This is a genomic window from Streptomyces rimosus subsp. rimosus, from assembly GCF_000720725.1.
Taxonomy (GTDB): domain Bacteria; phylum Actinomycetota; class Actinomycetes; order Streptomycetales; family Streptomycetaceae; genus Streptomyces; species Streptomyces rimosus_A.
The window spans coordinates 1-4,591 of record NZ_JOCQ01000199.1 but is presented as its reverse complement, the minus strand read 5'-3'; the positions used below and the strand labels follow the sequence as shown (position 1 = coordinate 4,591).

3 protein-coding genes and 1 pseudogene are annotated in these 4,591 nt (G+C 72.0%); 1 reads left to right on the top strand and 3 read right to left on the bottom strand.

Features of this window, described 5'->3' with window-relative positions; genetic code table 11:
• Positions 1–540: pseudogene (locus IH45_RS01000000144765) on the bottom strand (TIM barrel protein); the annotation flags it as partial.
• A gap of 72 nt (positions 541–612) precedes the next feature.
• Entirely contained in the window at positions 613–2,391 is a 1,779-nt protein-coding gene (gene gcl, locus IH45_RS0142235) for a glyoxylate carboligase (RefSeq protein ID WP_030682343.1), read from the bottom strand.
• Between the two features lie 372 nt (positions 2,392–2,763).
• Between gcl and IH45_RS0142230 the strand changes: the two genes are divergently transcribed.
• Positions 2,764–3,516 carry a type 1 glutamine amidotransferase gene (locus tag IH45_RS0142230; protein ID WP_050515589.1) on the top strand — a complete coding sequence of 251 codons (753 nt, stop codon included), beginning with the start codon at positions 2,764–2,766 and terminating at the stop codon, positions 3,514–3,516.
• A 108-nt stretch (positions 3,517–3,624) separates the two neighbouring features.
• Here the strand turns inward: IH45_RS0142230 and IH45_RS0142225 are convergent, their stop codons facing one another.
• Positions 3,625–4,551 carry an urease accessory protein UreD gene (locus IH45_RS0142225; protein WP_078898057.1) on the bottom strand — a complete coding sequence of 309 codons (927 nt, stop codon included), beginning with the start codon at positions 4,549–4,551 and terminating at the stop codon, positions 3,625–3,627.
• Positions 4,552–4,591: the final 40 nt, after the last annotated feature.

Genomic DNA, 4,591 nt, shown 5'->3' with positions numbered 1-4,591 from the left:
AGGTGGTACAGGTCCAGCAGGAAGCGGGCGTTGTCCAGGCCGGTGGCGGCGTTGACCGCCTCGACGACCTCGATGGCTTTCGGTGCGGAGACGATCGGGCAGCGCGGCGACTCGGGGGCGTTGAGCGCCTCGATCAGCAGGGTGGCGCCGATCCGGTGGGCCGCCCGCGCGGCCAGGGTGAGGTTCTCCAGCGCCAGGGCGTCCTGGGCGGCCGGGTCGATGCCGTCGACGCGGTTGCCGTACAGGGCGTTCAAAGCGGTACAGCCCAGCGACTGCGCGAAGTCGGCCGCCACGTCGAGGTTGGCGCGGAAGCGCTCGGACTCCTCGCCCGGCACGGACAGGGCGCCGCGGTCGGGGCCGGGCAGCTGCCCGGCGTAGAAGTTCAGGCCCACCAGCTGGGTGCCCGCCGTGCGCCCACGGCCACCACAGCTCGACCGCGGTGAATCCGGCCGCGGCGGCCGCCGCCGGACGCTCCAGCAGCGGCAGCTCGGTGAACAGGATCGACAGGTTGACATCGAAACGCGCGTCGGAGAAGCCCATGAGAGAGCCGTCCTTTCGTGAAGCGGGGTGCGGTCGCGTCGGGGCGGGGGTTCGGCCCCCCGCCCGCCCGGCTCAGCTCATCGGCACGACGGCGGTCGGCGCGTGGCCCGGCTCGGTGGCCAGGTCCTCGAACTCGTTGACGCTGCCGATGTCGGTGCCGCTCATCGCGATGTTGGTGACCCGTTCCAGGATGGCTTCGACGACCACCGGGACCCGGTGCTCGGCGGCCAGCTTCTTGGCCTCCTCGAAGGCGGGCAGCAGCCGGTCCGGCTCGGTGACCCGGATGGCCTTGCAGCCGAGCCCCTCGGCGACCTTGACGTGGTCCACGCCGTACACGCCGAGTTCGGGGGTGTTGATGTTCTCGAACTCCAGCGTGACCTGGTAGTCCATGGCGAAGTTGCGCTGCGCCTGGCGGATCAGGCCCAGGTAGGAGTTGTTCACCAGCACGTGCACGTACGGGATGCGGTGCTGCGCGCCGACCGCCAGCTCCTCCAGCATGAACTGGAAGTCGTAGTCCCCCGAGAGCGCGACGACGCTGCCGTCGGGGTCGGCGGTGGCCACGCCCAGCGCGGCCGGGATGGTCCAGCCCAGCGGCCCGGCCTGGCCGCAGTTGATCCAGTGGCGCGGCTTGTAGACGTGCAGCATCTGGGCGCCGGCGATCTGGGAGAGGCCGATGGTGGTGACGTACCGGGTGTCGGGCCCGAACGCGCGGTTCATCTCCTCGTACACCCGCTGCGGCTTGAGCGGCACGTTGTCGAAGTGCGTACGGCGCTGGAGCGTGGCCCTGCGCTGCTGCGCCGCGGCGGCCCACGCGCCGCGGTCGGGCAGTTCGCCCGCGGCCTTCAGCTCCTTGGCGACCTCGACGAACAGCTCCAGCGCGGCCTTGGCGTCGGAGGCGATGCCGTAGTCGGGGGCGAAGATCTTGCCGATCTGGGTGGGCTCGATGTCGACGTGCACGAAGGTGCGGCCCTGGGTGTAGACGTCCAGCTTGCCGGTGTGGCGGTTGGCCCAGCGGTTGCCGATGCCCAGGACGAAGTCCGACTCCAGGAAGGTGGCGTTGCCGTAGCGGTGCGAGGTCTGCAGGCCCACCATGCCGGCGTTGAGGCGGTGGTCGTCGGGGATGGTGCCCCAGCCCATCAGGGTGGGGATGACGGGGACGCCGGTCAGCTCGGCGAACTCGACGAGCAGGTCCGACGCGTCGGCGTTGATGACGCCGCCGCCCGCGACGAGCAGTGGGCGCTCGGCGGCGTTCAGCATGGCGAGAGCCTTCTCGACCTGCTTGCGGGTCGCCTTCGGCCGGTGCACCGGCAGCGGCTCGTACGTCTCCGGGTCGAACTCGATCTCCGTCATCTGGACGTCGATGGGCAGGTCGATCAGGACCGGCCCGGGGCGGCCCGAGCGCATCAGGTGGAAGGCCTGCTGGAAGACGCCGGGGACCTGCGCGGCCTCCAGGACGGTGGTGGCGGCCTTGGTGACCGGGGCGGCGATCGAGGCGATGTCGACGGCCTGGAAGTCCTCCTTGTGGATCACCGCGGTGGGCGCCTGGCCGGTGATGCACAGGATCGGGATCGAGTCGCCGATGGCGGAGTAGAGGCCGGTGATCATGTCGGTGCCGGCGGGCCCGGACGTGCCGATGCAGACGCCGATGTTGCCGGGGCGGGCGCGGGTGTACCCCTCGGCCATGTGGGAGGCGCCCTCGACGTGACGGGCGAGCGTGTGGTGGATGCCGCCGCCGGCCCGGAGCGCCGCGTAGAAGGGGTTGATCGCCGCGCCCGGCACACCGAACGCGTTGGTCACGCCCTCGCGCTTGAGGATCTCCACAGCCGCACGAGCGGCGGTCATTCGAGGCATCGAGTACTCCTGCGTCGGCCTGTCGGGATCGCGCTCCGGCCCAGGGGCGGAGGCGTGAGCTGCACTCTTTCCAAGCTTCCGCATCGTGGAATCTAGGTTTTGCTTTGCGGAAGTAGGAAGAAAGTAGAGCGCGCCCCTCCAGCCGTCAAGGGAGCTTCCGAAGAGTGAGCGGTGCGGGAAGCCGGAGATTGTGCGGTGGAAGGTGCCCGGCCGGACCGGAAGACCGCGGCCAACAGGGCCTCGACATCCGAACCGTCCCGACCGTCCCGACCGTCCGAGCCGTCCGACCGCGCGCAGGAGGACCGACCTGACCTGCGCGTTAAGATGCATGTCGCGCTACTGCCACCCCGGCCACCCCGAGGAGACCGCCTCATGCCCGCCCGTACCGTCCTGATCCTCCAGCACATCGAGGTCGAGAAGCCCGGCCTGATCCTGGACGCGCTGGACGGCAGCGGCCTCCACGTGGACATCCGCAACCTGATCGACACCCCGGGCGCCTCGGCGGACGACCTGCCGCCGGTGTCCGACCTGGCGGGGCTGGTCGTCATGGGCGGCCCCATGAACGCGGACGACCTGACGGGGTACCCGGCGCTGAAGCTGGAGCGGGACCTCCTGGCCGACGCGCTGCGGGCCGGGATACCGACGCTGGGCGTGTGCCTCGGCGCTCAGCTCCTCGCCCGCGTCCAGGGCCTGGCCGTACGGACGAGCGCCGAGCTGGGCCGTCCCGGCGAGATCGGCTGGGCGCCGCTGCGGGACGTGGACCGCGACGACCCGGTCGTCGGCCCGCTGGCGGACGCGCCCGCCGTACTCCACTGGCACGGTGACCGCGTCGTCCCGGCCGCGGACACCCGTGTTCTGGCGAACACCGAAACGACCGACTGCCAGGCGTTCCGCGCCGGACCGGCCGCCTGGGGCCTCCAGTTTCACCTGGAGGTCACCCCCGGCCTCCAGGATGACTGGCTCGCCGAACCGTCCTTCACCGCCGAGGCCGAGGAAGCCCTCGGCCCCGACGCCGCGGCCCGGCTGCGGGCCGACGCCCTCGCCGTCGCCCCGGCCTTGCGTCCCCTGGCCGAGCGAAGCCTGGCCCACCTGCGGACCCTCTTCATGGAGCGCGCCGGTCTCTGACCGGTACGGGCCCCGGGGCAGCCATGCCACCGAAGCCGGAGGAACCGGGCTGAAGTGGCATCGGCTCAGAGATTTCCGAGCCGTGGCGTTCCGTTTCGACCAGCGGGCCTACGTTTTCCTCGGCGTGGCGTCCCCGGCCACAGTCCGTCGCCGGCTTCCCTCCTGATCCGCCGGGCAGTCCCCGGCCGCGGCGGGGCGTCGTGCGGCGGCCTGTGCGGTTCCCAGAAGGCGGCGCAGACGGTGGCCGTCGGGGGCGGTAGCGGTGATGAGCGTTGCGGGGCCGGCCAGTGGAGCGAGCAGGCCGTGCCCGTCTTCCGGCGTGGTGCCGAAGAGGCGGACTTCGGGGCGCGTGTTCTCGAAGTCCGGGTCGACGGTGAGGATCTGCCCGATGGCCCGGTGGTCGGCGAGGACGGCCGGGCCGTCCCAGCCGGGTGCGCCCGGCCCGTACGCCGTCTCCTGGTCGAGCAGCGTGCGCCCGTCCCGTCGGACCGTGAGCCGTGTGAACACTTGGCCGGGCGTTTCGCCGGTGCGTCCGAGCAGTTGCTCTTCGCGTAGGATCAGCCGTGCGGTGGGGGCGAGGTCGATGGTCCAGGTCTGCCGCAGATTGCTGCCGACCGCGCAGATCAAAGGCTTGGGCAGCCAGCGGATCTCCGCATGCTCCGCGACGGTCAAGTGGACGTCGTAGGAAGCGGGTTCAGGTGTGGGGCCCCGGAGCGCGAGGGTCGCGGCGGCGGAGGTGATGTGCAAGGCGGCGCCCTGTTGAGCAGTGGCTTCGATACGCAGCCGGTCGCCGCCGAGCGGTGCGCTCATGGCACCGACGACGCACACGCGTGCCTCGGTCCCCCGGGAGCGCAGGCGGCGCAGTTCGAAGGGCCCGTCGCCGACGAGGACAGGCAGGTTTGTCGCGCCGTTCGGGTCGGCCCGTGCGGTGATACGGGCAGTGGCGCGCAGGCCGTGCGGCACCGGACCGGCACCGGGCCCCGCCGGCGATGCGGGGGCCGGCGGCCGCGCCCGTCCGGCAGGCGCGAGCGTCATGCCGGGCCCGCGGCCCAGGCGGCCAGGCGCGCGCGCACCC